Raw genomic sequence first — 14,121 nt, 5'->3', positions numbered from 1 at the left:
GTCTTGCTCGGCATAGCGGGCAACTTCAACAAGATGGCGGACAAGATCATCTTTCCCTTGCTCTTTGCAGATCAAACCTTTGCCAATACGCAGCTCGGCATCTACAGCGCTGGGTACAAGATAGCGGTCGTCATCGTCATGTTTACGCAAGCCTTCCGCTTTGCTTACGAGCCATTTATCTTCCAGCGAGGCAAGGAAGGCGAGCTCACGGCAGACGAGGAGGCGGCGGCGGAGCGCGAGCGTCGCATCACCTATGCGAAGGCGATGCACTACTACCTGCTCTCGGCGATCTTTATCTATGTAGCGGTGATGTGCTACCTTGACCTGCTCAAGGTGCTGATCAGTCCCGCCTACTATGACGGACTACGGGTCGTACCCTATGTGATGCTCGGGGAGGTGCTCTTCGGTATCTACTACAATCTATCGCTCTGGTACAAGCTGACCGACCGCACCTATTGGGGTGGCATCATCTCCACGCTGGGCTGTCTGCTCACGGTGGCGATCATCGTGTGGGGAGCACCGCACTGGGGCTTTATGGCATGTGCCTACGCCTCGGTGGTGAGCAACCTCCTGCTGGTGCTCATCTCCTACTTCCTCGGGCGCAAGTACTACCCCGTACCGTACCGACTAGGGGCTACGGCTGGCTATCTCGCTGTGGGCGCCATCGCCGTGGGGCTCGTCTTGTGGATCTATGGCTCAATGCCTGCGATGTGGATGCGTCTCTTACTCAGCTCCGTAGTCTTTGTTGCGCTCACAGGGTATGTCGCTTGGCGCGAGCAACTGGGCAAAGCCTTTGCCCCGCTCCTGCGACGCCTGCGCCACAAAGCTTCGTAAAGCTAAACTGGGCAACGGGGTCTGCTCAACGTTGCAAAGGAGTCAAAGAATTTACTATCTTTGTGTATTCACATGGGCGGTCTAGTACGAGAGAGTACGAGCTAGACTGACTTACCCGTGGCATACAAATTACAGACTAATAAACATATCGATTATGATGAATGATTTCGCAAGTTGGCTGACACCAGGTCAGAGTGTTCTTATAGTATCAAAGGATAGGACCTTCCGAGGTACCTTCCAGGCGGTCTGTGGCGACTACATAGTCCTCGAGAGTCGTCGTGGTGACCAGCATTTCATCCGTGAGGAGCTGATTGAGTCCTTTACGGTGTATCACAAGAGAGAGCGATCCGCTAGCACGCTGAGAGACTCACTCGAAGAGGAGGAACTCTCTGAGGAGCGTGACGAGAGGAAACTATCCGATGAGGAGGCGATAGAGAGCCTGCTCTCACCTCTAGAGGGCTCTATAGACAAGGACAAAACCTACATATACAAGCCTGGCGACCGTATCTCTCTCCCTAACAAGAATCAGGTCAAGTCACACGCCGCTAAGCAACAGAAGGCGAGCTCCAACCGATACCCTCGCAACTCTGCCGACAAGCCTACCCTCAGCGAGATCCTAGACGAGATAGAGGCGAGCGAGGATAGAGCAACTATTCCCGAGGAAGATCTGCAGATAGTGCGCCCTGCGGGTACGATCAAAATGCGGGAGAATATGAAGAAGTACGGCTTTATTGAGGCTTTTGATGAGGAGAAGACAAACTACTGGTTCCCATTTAATGCGCTGACCGACGAAGAGCTTAGCGTGACGGACGAAGTGGTCTTTTGTAAAGGGTCAAACGAGAAGGGCTTTACCGCTAGTGGCATTGCTTCGCCAGGCACCATACACCGTCTGCTACTCCTCGTGGATTATATCTTGAAAACGAGATACTACAACTTCCCGATCGTGCTACCCCTCCTAGAGACGATGCGGGAGCAATACCCCGACAATAAGAGTATTGAGGACAAGTATCAGGAGGTCAAGGAGCGACAAGAGAGCTACAGCAAGCGCAAAGGCGGTGCTGAGTGATTTACCCGCTATAAAGCGATAGACTTATGAGACCTTTATATCAGATTGCGTCGCTCCTCGTGGCACTGCTGGCTGTGTGTGGTTGCTCGGATGGTGGCGGGAACACCTTCACTCAGGCTAGTGGTAAGCCAAACGAGGTGATGCTCGTCATGGATCGTGACTACCTGGCGGACTCTGTCGGCACGGCTGTCAAGGCGATGCTACGAAGCTATGTACCCGCAATGCCACAGATCGAGGAGCAGATGGACGTGACGACGGTGGATCCGAAGGACTTTGACTCCTTCCTCCGCTATGTGCGCAACATCCTGATCGTAGACATTGATGCGGGACGGTATACGCAGAACAGCGTCAAGTTTGCTTACGACCAGTGGGCGCATGGACAGATTGTGGTGACGATACAGAGCCCCTCGCCAGACTCGGTCTGCTACCTAATGGCAGATCGTGGACGTGCTGTGCTCAACCTATTCGTACGCCACGAGCTGGCGGTACAAGCGAGCAACTTGGTGAAGAACTTTAGCCACTCGGCTGACCAGCTAGCGGTAAAGCATCTCGGCTACCATCTCAACGCTCCCGAAGACATCGTCTCCTACAAGGTGGGCAAGAATTGTCTCTGGCTCTCCAACAATGCGATGCGTCGGCGCACCGACATGCTCCTCTACAAAGTGCCTTACCATGGCGAAGCTCTGACAGCACCTTACCTCGTGGCTCTGCGCGACTCGGTCCTGGCGGTCAATGTGCCTGGACCTGTCGAGGGAAGTCATGCGGTCACGGCGCCTCATATCTTGATGACAAGACAGGTCTCCATTGAGGGGCAGCCCTTACGCACTGAGCTGCGTGGACTTTGGGAGCTACGTGGCGGAGGATCTATGGGCGGACCATTCGTACAGCACGCTTTCGTCACTCCTCAGGGTAACGAGCTGGTCGTTGCTGAGGCTTTTGTCTACCATCCCAATGAAGCTAAGCGAGATGTGATGCAACAGGTCGAGGCGGCGCTCTTCTCCGTAAGAGCTGACACCGTCGAGCTGTGGGACGCTGAGCAAGTAGCACAGGCACGCTGGACGGCTTACACAACCTATTGAACGATTTATGACTGACAGAAGAATTGTGGTCGGGATAACCCACGGCGACATCAATGGAACGAGCTACGAGCTACTGCTCAAGCTCTTCAACCGCAATGGCGTGACCGACCTCTTTACACCTATTATATATGGATCTCCACGTATCGCTGCGTACTACAGTAAGGCACTACAGATGGAGCGCGCGTCGTGGCATCTGATCACTGACGCGGAGGAGGCGGAGCCCGACGTGGTCAACGTGATCGACGTGGTGGGTGACGAGATTGACGTGACGCCTGGCAAGGTGACTGAGCCTGCGGGCATCGCAGCCTTGGCTGCCTTAGAAAGAGCCACGAGCGACATTAACCGTGGTGCGATAGATGTCTTGGTCACCTGCCCGATCAATAAGTCGGCTATGCCACAAGACCGCTTCCCCTACAAAGGGCACACCGCCTACCTAGGCGTGGCTTGCGGACAGGGCAAGGAACCCCTGATGATCCTCGCTGCGCCTTCGGGTCTGCGAGTCGCTTTGGTATCGACGCACGACCCCATTAGCCAAGTGCCCAAGGTCATCACTCAGAGACGAGTACTCAAGACTTTGGAGATCCTAGACGAAGCGCTACGACGTGACTTCTTGATCTCTTCGCCTCGCATAGCGGTCCTCGGACTCAACCCACACGCTGGAGACAACGGACTGATCGGCTCCGAGGAGCTAGAGGTCATCGCTCCGTCTATCGCCATTGCGCAGCGGGAGATGGGGATCTATGCTTTTGGACCTTTCTCGGCCGATGGCTTCTGGGGCTCGGGAGCTTATCAGCAGTACGATGCGGTCTTGGCTATGTACCACGATCAGGGCTTAGCCCCCTTCAAGCTACTACACCTACACGACGGGGTCAACGTGACGGCCGGACTACCTATCATACGTACCTCGCCTGACCACGGCACGGGCTACGATATCGTGATGCAGGGCATCGCCAATGAGCAGGCGCTTATGGAGTCTATCTACATGGCTATAGACCTTTACCGCCATCGCATGGCAGACGATGAGGCGCGTAGCAATGTGCTACCTAAGCTCTACAAGAACAAACGAGGAGATAACGAGTAAATGCAAAGAGCGACAAAGGATATGGAGCGCATCAATGGACTCATAGCTCGCAAAGGGATAAGACCCATGACTGATCGCATAGCCCGCGAAGTGCTGGTGCGTACAGACTTTGCCGAGGCTCACTACATGTCTATGCTGGCGATGCTCATGGGGCTGGTCGCAGCCTTCACACTGCTTGACCCGATCTCTCTGTGGAGCAGTATCGTTGGTACGGTAGTCATACTGCTGGCTCTGATACTCAACGAAACTGCCTACTCAGTAGAGCGACAGCGCGTCTTGAGACAGACGGTTCCAGCGCCTAGCAAGCAGGTTGTCGTCTGGTACACAGCCACGCCGATCGTCATACAGCTGGCGCTCCTCGTCTCCTTGCCGATACGCATCAGCACCTACCCGCCAGAGGAGGCAGGCGCTACGGGCATCTCGGGCTGGTGGTACGTTGCCCCAGCGCTTATCGTCATACTCCTCTACCTCTATCAGCTACTCATCGAGTACTTCGTCAGGTACTCCCAGCGCAGTATGTCTGCACAGCTAGAGGCTCATCACTACGCTCCACTCTTTGCCTACCGATACCGACGAGGCTATCAGGCGACCAGTCCTAAGGAGCCCGAGGGCAAATGGTCTAGACGGGCGCTCTATCGCTTACTCACACTCTGGGAAGTTCTTCTCCCGTGGCACTACCGGCTACAGTCGCTACTCTATCGGCATGCGCATCAGGAAGGCGTGCCAGCGCAGTTTGTCCAGCAGATGCCTCAGTACAAGCGTGGTGTCGACGTCACGCTAGGTCTGCTCGGCAACTACAACCGCTGGGTGCTCCTCGTCCTCACTTTGGCCTTCCGATGGGAACTTTGGTACCTAGTCGTGACAGGTGTCGTCCTCTCGCTGATTACCCTAGGCGTGCATCTCTACCTAGAGTCTGAGTACCGCAAGCTTTACCAGGGTCTCAGCGACAACATACAGCGAAAGGAGCAGCCTGAGTCTCCGCAATAGTGCTATGAGTACGAGCAACAAGCGGCTTCATATCTACAAAGCTTCGGCAGGAGCGGGCAAGACCCACACCATGACGGAAGCTTTCCTGAGCCATGTCCTGCAGTATCCTGAGAGTAGTTACCAGGAGGTCCAGGCAGTCACCTTTACCAACCTAGCTACCCGAGAGCTCAAGGAGCGATTCTTCAAGGAGCTCTCCACATTGGCGGTAGCGCCTCAAGAGTCGCCTTTCTACGACAGCTTTAATACGCAATACAGTGACGATCAGCTATCCATCAAAGCACGCACGGCGCTCCAGTCCATACTCTTCGACTATGACGGACTACGAGTCAAGACGATCGACTCCTTCTTCCAAGACATCATCCATGCACTAGCCATCGAGCTCAAGCAGCGCCCCACGACACGCATCGAGCTCTCCACCGATCAGATACTAGGACTAGCCGTGGAGCGACTCTTTGACGAGCCATCCCTAGAAGCCCAAGAGGCGATCAAGCGCTTTCTGACCGACCAAGCTGACAAGTCAATCTACGCTCTCAAAAACGGCCTGACCCTCTTCGCCAAGCAGCTCTACAATGAGCAGATACAGGAGCTAGCCTTCAAGAATAAACAGTTGCTCAACCCTAAGACCTATCCCCTCTTTTTGAAAGCGGTCAAGGCGCAGATCGATATCGTGCGGGAGGAGATCCGCAAGCAGGTAGACGCATTCCGAACTCAAGTCATCCCAGGCACTAAGTTCCCTGGCGGACAGCAATCCCCACTCGCTAGACTGACTGACACGACGAAGGATCAGCCGACCATCGGTGACACAAAGTCCTATATAACCGCCACCACGTGGGATAAGTATCTGAGGCACTTCAACGTTGAGGAGACCCTTGATGAGCGCTACACAAAGGGCTTCGAGGACTCCCCCCTGCTTGATGCCTTCTACAAGATACTGCCCCTCCACACAAAGCTCTTTACCCTGCAGACCGCCATCAGAAAGGGGTACGACCTCCAGCTCCTCGGAGAGATACAAAGCAATGTCAGCAAGGTCTCGGAGGAGCTAAACATCACGCTCCTAGACAACGCCAAGCAACTCATTCGCACCCTCGTGGGTAGGGAGCATAGCACAGCTTTTATCTATGAGCGGATCGGTACCAAGCTCAAGCATCACATGATCGATGAGTTTCAGGACACCAGTCGCTTTCAGTACGAAAACTTCAAGCCGCTCCTCAATGAGGCTCTAGCCGCTGATGGCTCTAGCTTCATCGTCGGAGATGTCAAGCAGAGCATCTATCGCTTTCGCAATAGCGACCCGATGCTCCTGCAGGAGAGCCTGAGCGATGACTTCCCCGAGTATGAGGAGACACACAACCTAGAGTTCAACTGGCGTAGCGCTCCAGCGATTGTCTCTTTCAACAACCGCTTCTTCTCTCTCCTACCCGATGCCTCCCAGCTCAAGCTGGATAAGTCTTCCGAAAGCTACGATCTTATCAAGGACATCTACGTCGCCTCAGAGGTCTATCAAAAAGTTCCCAAGCAGCACATAAACAAGGTAGGCGGAGTCTTCATCCATCAGTGGCAGGAGGCTAGCCCACAGGATCAGCTCCAAGCAAAGATCGACTACCTCCTCGAGCACGTCATCCCCTCCCTCCGAGAGCGTGGCTACAAGCTCTCCGACATCGCCATCCTGACGCCAAAGAACGATACACTCCAGCGCATCGCTCAGTCCATCATTCAGTACAACCAAGGCGTTCCATCTGGTCAGGAGCCTCTCGCCTTCGTATCTCGTGAGATGCTCTCGCTGGATGCTAACCCGCTCTACCGACTCATCGTAGAGATCATGCACAGCGTACTAGTCAATGCAGGAGCCGCTGAGGAGCTCTACAGCAAGAGCTTCGAGCACCGACTAGCCACAGCGCACTATGCCGTGCTAGCGCGTAGCATCCATGACCTACCCGCCCTAGATCTCACACGTTGCTACAGCGAGGGGCAGGGCGCCTCGCTCTACGAACTCACACTACTGATCGTCAAGGCCGTGAGCCCCCTCATCACCTCCGCCGACCAGCCCTACATAGATGCACTCCTAGACACCGTACAGGACTATAGCCAGGACAACTACGTGGACCTGCAAGGCTTCCTCGAGTGGCTAGAGACCCACACCCCCAGACTATGCCTAGAGACGCAAGATGCACTGCAGCTCCTCACCATACACTCCGCCAAGGGGCTAGGCTTCCCCGTCGTCTGCCTCCTGGAGTACCAGTGGAGGCTCCTAGACCACAACGACATCATCTGGTGCGATGACAAGGAGGTGATGGACGAGCTTCACAAGCTACTAGGTACGGATGTTGAGATACCTCCCCTACTCCCCATCTCCTCTACCAAAGAAACGCTGAGCACCTCCTTCCGCCACAAGATCGCAGCCGAAGAGGGCGCAGCCCTCCTAGATCGTATCAATACACTCTACGTAGCGATGACACGAGCCAAGAGCGAGATGCACCTGATCCTCAGTGAGAAGAAGGAGAAGTCGGGTAAGAGTGTCAACTTCGAGAGTGTCATCTCCGAGCTAGTCGAAAAGATCTATAACACCTCCTCCAGTACAGCCCTTTGCGGATCCAAAGAAATCCCCCTCCACTGCTCCAAAGCCACGACTTCTTTGGAAAAAGTTGGAGAAGTCCTGCAGTGCACCTTTTACACTCAGACAGACCCCTCCACAGCTCCGCAAACTCAGCCTACGACAGAGTCCAGCACCGCCTCAGCGCCCCGCAGGATCTCTGGCAGAGAGCAGACCAGCGACCTAGCCCAGCTACACGTGCGTCGCTCCCAGAGCGTCTCCTATCAGGAGCAAGATGCCGTACGCAGAGGACTATTCCTCCATGCCTTGCTAAGTGAGATCGACTACCTAGAGCACGACGAACTACAAGATATACTCCAAGCCAAGTGCCACCAGGGGCTCCTCCCCAAGGAGCAGCTAGCCCCCCTCACCAAGCAGCTCGAGGGCGCACTCGCAGACCCTGCGATAGCCGAGTACTACCAGCCGAGTAGCAAGTGGCAGGTGGTCAACGAGCGGAGCGTCGTTCGCTTCACACAAGACACCAGCAGCGAGACACGCACAGCCCGCATAGAGCGTCCCGACCGCATCATGTATGATGAGGGGGCGCAGCAAGCCGTCATCATAGACTACAAGAGTGGCGATGAGGCACAGCATCAGACCGCTCGTCACAAGCGCCAGCTACGCAACTACCGCAAGGCGCTCCTAGCCAGTGGCTTCACGACCGTCCGCGCCTACCTCCTCTACCTCTCCGACGACGGGCACCTAGTCGTCGAGGTAGACTGACCCTCTATTGCCCCTCCACCAGTCTCCCCACAAAGGACTGCGAGATGCGGTGCGCTTGTTTATCCAATAAATATGTGTACCTTTGCAGGCAATAGCATTTTTACTAACTATATATGAACCACTACGAAACCGTTTTCATTTTAACTCCCGTTTTGTCTGATGCTCAGATGAAGGAAGCGGTAGATAAGTTCACATCACATCTCACCTCTGCAGGTGCTACGATTGTGAACGATGAGCACTGGGGGCTCAAGAAGCTCGCCTATCCCATCGAGAAGAAGTCTACCGGATTCTATCACTTCATAGAGTTTGACGCTGAGCCTTCAGTGATCAAGCCCTTTGAGACACTTATGAGACGTGACGAGACGGTCCTGCGCTACATCACAATCGCTCAGGACAAGTTCCATCATGCGTATGCTGAGAAGCGTCGCGCACTGAAAAGTAACCCTGTAGCAGAGAAGTAAACCATGGCAAGAACAAGAAGAGGTCGCTATAGCAGACCACTCCCCGGAGAGGTACAGCAGAAGAAGTACTGCCGCTTTAAGAAGGCTGGCATCAAGTTTGTGGACTACAAGGACCCCGAGTTCCTCAAGAAGTTCCTCAATGATCAGGGTAAGATCCTCCCTCGTCGCATCACAGGCAATAGCCTCAAGTTCCAGCGTCGTGTAGCTCAGGCTGTCAAGCGTGCTCGTCACCTAGCTCTGCTACCCTTCGTAACGGATCTTATGAAGTAATCATCACCTAGAGACCGATAAGACAATGGAAGTAATACTGAAAGAAGACATTATCAACCTAGGCTTTAAGGATGATATCGTAACTGTCAAGGATGGCTACGGACGCAACTACCTAATCCCTCAGAAGAAGGCTGTCATCGCTAGCGAGAGCGCTAAGAAGATGCTCGCTGAGGAGCTGCGCCAGAGAGCTCACAAGCTCGAGGCTATCAAGCAGGAGGCACAGGCTCTCGGTCAGAAGATCGATGGCATGCACCTAGAGATCAAGGCTAAGACATCTAAGTATGGTGTCATCTTTGGCTCTGTGACCAACATACAGCTCGCTGAGGCACTCGCTGAGAAGGGCTTCGAGATCGATCGCAAGATCATCCAGATCAAGAAAGCTGTCAAGGAGGTTGGCGACTACGAGGCTCAGGTACGTCTACACCGTGAGGTGATCGTGCCTATCACCTTCACCGTCATCTCGGAGAATCACGCCGTCATCGAGTCTGAGACGCCAGCTCCAGCTCCTGCTCCAGCTCCTGAGGCTGCTGCCGAGGCGCAGACAGAGGCTCCCGAGGCTCAGGCTGAGGAGACAGCTGAGGCTGCTGAGTAATATATTAGAGAGCTCTGACCTAGTGGCGTAGCTTGCGCTAGCACCACAGTCATTCATCTAGGCTCTCCTGAGACTACCTCATAAGTCTCAACAATATCTAAGAGAGGGTCGCTACGTATCATCTACGTGGCGACCCTCTCTGCTTGAGACTGTTGCATAAAGGCGAATCGCTGTGTTGCTTTCGGGATTCGGCTTCGGTCACATACGGAGGTATGCTCCCTTCAGGCCTCACCCTCAGCGCCTTGCGCTTCATCCTTTCTACAAAGTCTAGACAATCTTGCTTGCAAGATTGTGAGACTGTTGACTTTCGCAACAGCCTCTGCTTATATGCTTGCGATGTTAAAAGCGTCTAGTGCGCTACTGCTGGAGGCGCACCTGTTGTACCCCTTTGATGCTCTGTAGCTGTGCCTGCAAGGCAAAGAGCGTTTGGCGCTCCCCCTCTCTAAAGGTAAAAGTACCGTGCCAAAGCCCCCCGTCAAGCTGTTGTTCTTCATTGATCAAGCTACACTCGTCCGCTTGATGGAGCGTAGAGATGACGCGTCCTATTGTGACCGCATCGTGAAGCGCCGTCACGTAGAGCGTCGCAACCACCGCAGAGCTCTCCATGCCCCGCCAGCGAGCTGGCAAGACACGGTCTCCGTGACGGCCTAAGATGTCAATGGCATTCGGGCAACTACGAGTATGTATCTTCAGCCCCGACTTAGAGGGATAGGCAAAGATCTCATCGCCCATCTTAGGGTTGCAACAATTGGCCAGCGTGTACTCCAGCCCCTTGAAGTCTGCCGTGGAGACCACAATCTCTCGTCCGTCGGAAGCTTCTGGCGATTTAATCGCTGTCGGTGTGGAAGCTACACGCCTACTCTCGGCAGCGCGAGCCTCCGCCTCAGCACTAAGTGCAGCGTACTGATCGAGGAAGTTAGGCACATTGACCCGCTCCTCAGAGAGGTCTATGAAGAAGTCCATATTCCCCTTGTACCCCATCTTGCGTAAGAGGGAGGTGAAGATAGACTCTTGGTAGACAAGGTGTCTATTTTTAAAGCGTCTCTCGAGGAGCTCCTTGCCCGCTTGCAGTCCGCTCTCTTGCTGGTCTCGTATCGCTTGGCGGATCTTATTCTTCGCCTTGCGAGTCGTAACCGACTGGAGCCAGTCTATGGAGGGGCGCTGGTTCTTTGCCGTGGTAATGTTGACCACATCGCCATTCTTCAGCTTATCTCTCAGCTTAGCGCGCTTGCCATTGACCTGCGCACTCTGCGCCATCAGCCCCACATTGGAGTGTATGGCAAAGGCGAAGTCCAGGACCGTAGCACCCTTCGGCAGGCGAATCATCTGCCCCGTCGGAGTAAAGACGAAGATATCTCTCGACTCAACTCGGAGAGAGAGCTGCGCATTCGCCTTCTCCTTATCACCCGCCAAGTCCTCGATCACCTGACGCATACTGGTGAGTTGCGAGTCTAGACTAGCTTCTCCCGAGACGCCCTTGTAGCGCCAGTGCGCAGCCATGCCACTCTCGGCGATACGGTCCATACGCGTGGTGCGGATCTGTATCTCGACGCTCTTGCCCTCAGGTCCCTGCACCGTAATCTGTAGAGACTCATAGCCGTTTGCCTTAGGCTGCGAGATCCAGTCGCGGAGACGCTTCGTATTGGGCGTGTAGAGGTCCGTCACGATCGAGTAGACGAGCCAGCACGCCTCGTACTCCTCCTCGGGTGGCGCGTCGATGATGATGCGCATGGCGGAGAGGTCGTGGATCTCATCGAAAGCGACCCCTTTGTTGCGCATCTTGTTCATGATGGAGGTAAAAGTTTTGCTCCTAGACTTGATCGTGTAGGGCCAGCGAAGGGGAAGTTCTTCGAGACGCTTCTGGATAGGAGCAACAAAAGCATCCATATAAGCTTGTCTTGCCACGATGGTCTGCCCCATCAGCTCTTTGATCTCGTAGTAATGCTTAGGGTCTGTGTACTTAAAGATCAAGTCCTCCATCTGGCTCTTGATCTTGTAAAGCCCTAGACGGTGAGCTGTCGGTACGAAGAGTACCTGCGCCACCTGAGCTAGCAGTACCCTACGACTCTCGTCCATGCGCTCCTTGGCGTAGACCAACTTATTGAGACACTCCACAAGGAGTATCAAGACGACACGTATATCCTCGGTGATGGTCAGGAGAAACTCCTCTCCCTGATCAGCCTGACGAAGGTCGTAACGATGGTACAATTCATGCGTCTGCGCCAGACGCTCTATGAGAGGGAGCGTACCAGGCGGACAAAGCGCCTCAACCTCTTGAGCTGTGATAGCTCCGCGGATGTACGGAGGCTCCAGTAGGACCGCCGATATCGAGACTACTCCCAGCCCTATCTCATCGCAGAGTAGCTGAGCCATCTCAGCTTGCTCCATAAAGGTCTCCCGATCGTCCTCTCCTGCATTAGCTCCATACTGCCCCTCACGGATGAGTCGCTCGAGTAGCTCCCGATAAGGTGCCACATAGCTCGCCACCCCCAACTGATCTGCTGTCCGGAGGAGGTAGCGCATGAGCTCCTGATCATCTCTGTGATGGGTAGGCATGGGTTAGAGATTAGAAGTTAGAGATTAGAAGTTAGAGAGGACTAGTGCTTCTAGTGAAACTAGTGGCACTAGTAGCACTAGTCCTTTAATAGAGCCTTGTTGCCAAAGGCTACAGCTCGTCTAGCTCGTCTAGTCCGGCGACGACATAGGGGCGGACCATATCCTGTGGCTTGTAGACCTCATCGTTCCACTCGATGATGTCTAGATCCATCGGTATGATACCCTCCTCATCGTCATCGTGGTCACGTCCGAGCTTAGTCTCGAGCTTCTTTAGCTTAGCCTCTAGAGTCTCTCTATCTAAGTCGGTCTCAAAGAGCGCGATCAGATTGAGAAAAGCCTTAGCATCCTCGGGCATATCCATAGGCTCCGTGAGCTGGGGCGTCGAAAAGCGTATCGTGGGGAAGTGCTTCGTGAGTATCTCCATAACCTCCTTTACGTTGGCCGTGCGATGCTCATTACTGCCTATGCTGATGATCGCTTTGTTTTTCATTGCTTATTATAGTAGTCTAGCTTCTAAAAGTTATTGTCATCTTCAGGGTCCACAGCTTCTTGTCCTCGCAGGGAGTAGTCGTGGATCAGGTTGTATAGCTGCGCCGCCCAGTGCGGATCTAGTCCATACTGAGTAGCCAGCTCTATATAGTGAGCCTCTACCGCTGCGCGTTGCTCAGCTTGATAAAGGCCTAGATGGTTCGCCGTCTTATAGCGTCCGATAGTTTGCGTGAGCTTGCAGCGCTCCGCCAGTAGCTCCACGAGTGCCGCATCCAGGTCCCGTAGCTGATAGCGCATCGGGCGGAGCATCGCATCGTGGTCACTGCTAGGATGTTGCAGCGACTTGAGCAACTGGTGCAATTGCTCGGGCGTGATCTGCTGACGCGCATCTGTCCAAGCGTGCTCGGGGTCGCAGTGGCACTCAATCATAAAGCCATCGATCGGATAGAGCATCCCCGTACGGCAGACCGCCTCTAGGAGATCAGCTCGCCCCGCTATGTGACTTGGATCAAGTAATATGGGCAGGTGTCCCCCCACGCCATAACGCTTATGATAGAGCGCACGCAGCTGGGCTATCATCTCCCAGTGAGGACTATTGCGTAGTTGCTTGGTGTAGACAGGCGTACAGCCTCTCAGGATCGCCATCACCTCGGCAACTCCTCGGCTCTTGATACGCTCTATGGCGCCCATCCATAGAGGGGCGTCGGGACTGATAGGGTTCTTGACCAAAACGGTCTGCGTGGCTCCCTCTAGTTGCTCGGCAATCGCCTCTACCATAAAGGGATTGCTCACCGTACGAGCACCGATCCATACGAAGTCAACGCCCGCAGTGCGTACCGCCTCGACCTGCTCGGGCAGACACACCTCGGTACCCACCTTGAGTCCCGTAGAGGCCTGCACCTCTTGGAGCCAAGCAAGCCCCTCCACTCCGACACCCTCGAAGGATCCCGGACGGGTACGTGGCTTCCACAAGGCAGCCCGGAAGTGCGTGACACCTTGCGCCTTTAGTCCTTGAGCGATCTCAAGCAGTTGCTCGCGACTCTCTGCACTGCAGGGACCCGCTACCAGCAGCTGACTCGCTGGAGGCTCCTCAAGGGTACTATGGGCGGACGAATCATCCATATCTAAGGTTGTATACTCGTTTATACGCTACAAAGATATTAAAACTATTCCGACTAGAGGCACTTGGATCGGATACATTATTAATATAGTGTCTGGCGGGAGGGGTGTCCGTTGTAGTACAGCAAGACGACTAACCCTTTGTAGGGACGCACGATCTGTGCGTCCGTTGTAGTACAGCAAGACGACTAACCCTTTGTAGGGACGCACGATCTGTGCGTCCGTTGTAGTACAGCAAGACGACTAACCCTTTGTAGGGACGCACGATCTGTGC

The 14,121-nt window shown here is 54.4% G+C and carries 11 protein-coding genes and 1 pseudogene; 9 read left to right on the top strand and 3 right to left on the bottom strand.

Annotation, left to right across the window (positions count from 1 at the left end):
• From Q0X57_RS04255 to rplI, 9 genes and pseudogenes are all read left to right on the top strand, one after another.
• Positions 1–834 (top strand): annotated as a pseudogene (locus Q0X57_RS04255) (lipopolysaccharide biosynthesis protein); the annotation flags it as partial.
• A gap of 154 nt (positions 835–988) precedes the next feature.
• Positions 989–1,900, top strand: a complete 912-nt coding sequence (locus Q0X57_RS04250) for a DNA-binding protein (protein WP_297728128.1) — start codon at positions 989–991, stop codon at positions 1,898–1,900.
• A gap of 26 nt (positions 1,901–1,926) precedes the next feature.
• Entirely contained in the window at positions 1,927–2,979 is a 1,053-nt protein-coding gene (locus Q0X57_RS04245; RefSeq protein WP_297728125.1) for a DUF4837 family protein, read from the top strand.
• A 7-nt stretch (positions 2,980–2,986) separates the two neighbouring features.
• Positions 2,987–4,060: a 4-hydroxythreonine-4-phosphate dehydrogenase PdxA gene (pdxA, locus tag Q0X57_RS04240; RefSeq protein ID WP_297728122.1), complete on the top strand. Its 1,074-nt coding sequence runs from the start codon at positions 2,987–2,989 to the stop codon at positions 4,058–4,060.
• A 21-nt stretch (positions 4,061–4,081) separates the two neighbouring features.
• Positions 4,082–5,047, top strand: coding sequence for a hypothetical protein (locus Q0X57_RS04235; protein WP_297728120.1), 966 nt, complete (start codon positions 4,082–4,084; stop codon positions 5,045–5,047).
• A 4-nt stretch (positions 5,048–5,051) separates the two neighbouring features.
• Positions 5,052–8,360: an exodeoxyribonuclease V subunit beta gene (locus Q0X57_RS04230; protein WP_297728117.1), complete on the top strand. Its 3,309-nt coding sequence runs from the start codon at positions 5,052–5,054 to the stop codon at positions 8,358–8,360.
• A gap of 113 nt (positions 8,361–8,473) precedes the next feature.
• Positions 8,474–8,821 carry a 30S ribosomal protein S6 gene (gene rpsF, locus Q0X57_RS04225; protein ID WP_007364715.1) on the top strand — a complete coding sequence of 116 codons (348 nt, stop codon included), beginning with the start codon at positions 8,474–8,476 and terminating at the stop codon, positions 8,819–8,821.
• Positions 8,822–8,824: 3 nt separating this feature from the next.
• Positions 8,825–9,091: a 30S ribosomal protein S18 gene (gene rpsR / locus Q0X57_RS04220; protein ID WP_025883177.1), complete on the top strand. Its 267-nt coding sequence runs from the start codon at positions 8,825–8,827 to the stop codon at positions 9,089–9,091.
• 25 nt (positions 9,092–9,116) lie between these two features.
• Positions 9,117–9,683: a 50S ribosomal protein L9 gene (gene rplI / locus Q0X57_RS04215; protein ID WP_297728114.1), complete on the top strand. Its 567-nt coding sequence runs from the start codon at positions 9,117–9,119 to the stop codon at positions 9,681–9,683.
• A 357-nt stretch (positions 9,684–10,040) separates the two neighbouring features.
• Here rplI and Q0X57_RS04210 read toward each other — a convergent pair whose 3' ends face one another.
• The 3 genes from Q0X57_RS04210 to Q0X57_RS04200 form a co-directional block, all read right to left on the bottom strand.
• On the bottom strand, positions 10,041–12,239 hold the full coding sequence (locus tag Q0X57_RS04210; RefSeq protein ID WP_297728111.1) for a TGS domain-containing protein: 2,199 nt from the start codon (positions 12,237–12,239) through the stop codon (positions 10,041–10,043).
• 109 nt (positions 12,240–12,348) lie between these two features.
• Complete coding sequence (locus Q0X57_RS04205) at positions 12,349–12,729, bottom strand: 2-amino-4-hydroxy-6-hydroxymethyldihydropteridine diphosphokinase (protein WP_297728108.1); 381 nt, start codon at positions 12,727–12,729, stop codon at positions 12,349–12,351.
• Between the two features lie 23 nt (positions 12,730–12,752).
• A complete protein-coding gene (locus Q0X57_RS04200; RefSeq protein WP_297728105.1) occupies positions 12,753–13,850 on the bottom strand; it encodes a chorismate mutase in 1,098 nt (365 codons plus the stop codon).
• Positions 13,851–14,121 lie beyond the last annotated feature (271 nt).

Source organism: uncultured Porphyromonas sp. (assembly GCF_947254915.1).
Lineage (GTDB): Bacteria > Bacteroidota > Bacteroidia > Bacteroidales > Porphyromonadaceae > Porphyromonas.
This window is presented reverse-complemented; position numbering and strand designations above follow the sequence as displayed.